Below are 908 nucleotides of genomic sequence, written 5' to 3' on the forward strand. Positions count from 1 at the left end.
GCCACCAGCTGTGCCAGCCGCGCCGGTTCCGGCGCCGGGTTCCAGTCGTTGAGATCGGCCAGACCGGCCACGCGGATACGCTCGCCGAGCCGGCAGAACACCAGCTTGCGTTTGGTGTCGGTGATGCTGACCTGCGGCGCATTGGCGCCACATGGCGCGGTGAACGAATAGCCCTTGATCGCCATCAGCGGCACGCGGATGCCGGCCGGGCGCAGCAGCCGGGCACCGTCGATGCCGGCGCAGACCAGCAGCCGCGGTGCCCGCAGCGCCTGTCCATCGGCTGATTCCAGCTGCCACTGGCCGTTCCTGCGCTGCAGCGAACGGGTGTCGAAATCGAACCGGGTCTGCACGCCGTACTGGCGTTGCAGTATTTCCAGCAGTCCCAGGCTGAAACGCATGGATCGCCGGCCTCCTCCTCGGGCGAGTACACCGCGCCGGCCAGCCACGGCGCACCGCTCAACGCCGGCTCGATGGCGCGGGCCCCGGCGGCATCCACCAGTTGCTGCTGCACGCCGTAGGGAGCTTGAGCGCGATCATCGCCGCCGCACCCTGCACGCCTTCTGCGGTGGGATACAGGTGCAGCTTGCCGGAGACGGCGTGGTCGAAGGCGATCGGGTGCTGCTGCAGCAGCGCCTGCATCGCCGCGCGCGACTCCAGCGCCAGTTCCAGTGTGGCCAGCGTGTTTTTGTGCAGACTGCCCGCATTGGCCTGGCGCAGGAAGGCCACGCCCCAGCGCAGGAAATCCGGATCGGCCGACCAGCGGGTGCGGAACGGGCCATTACGGCCGAACGCCATTTCCGGCAGCTGGCGCCAGGTGGCCGGGCCGGCCATCGCGTCGGTATAGGCGTAGCTGAGCTGGGCGCCGTTGGCGAAGGAGGTGCCCAGCGCCGGACCGGCGTTGCGATCGA

At 69.6% G+C, this 908-nt stretch carries 2 protein-coding genes; both read right to left on the reverse strand.

All coding sequences use genetic code 11. The annotated features are described in order from the left end of the window. Nucleotides 1–398, reverse strand: a 398-nt coding sequence (locus tag JCM9942_RS16975) for an FAD-dependent oxidoreductase (protein WP_343123499.1), incomplete at its 3' end; no start/stop codon positions are given. A 58-nt stretch (nt 399–456) separates the two neighbouring features. Then, a partial coding sequence (locus JCM9942_RS16980) for an FAD dependent oxidoreductase family protein (RefSeq protein WP_218185528.1) occupies nt 457–908 on the reverse strand: 452 nt, incomplete at its 5' end.

Origin of the sequence: Stenotrophomonas pictorum JCM 9942, from assembly GCF_001310775.1 — a bacterium.
GTDB classification, from domain to species: Bacteria; Pseudomonadota; Gammaproteobacteria; order Xanthomonadales; family Xanthomonadaceae; genus Stenotrophomonas; species Stenotrophomonas pictorum.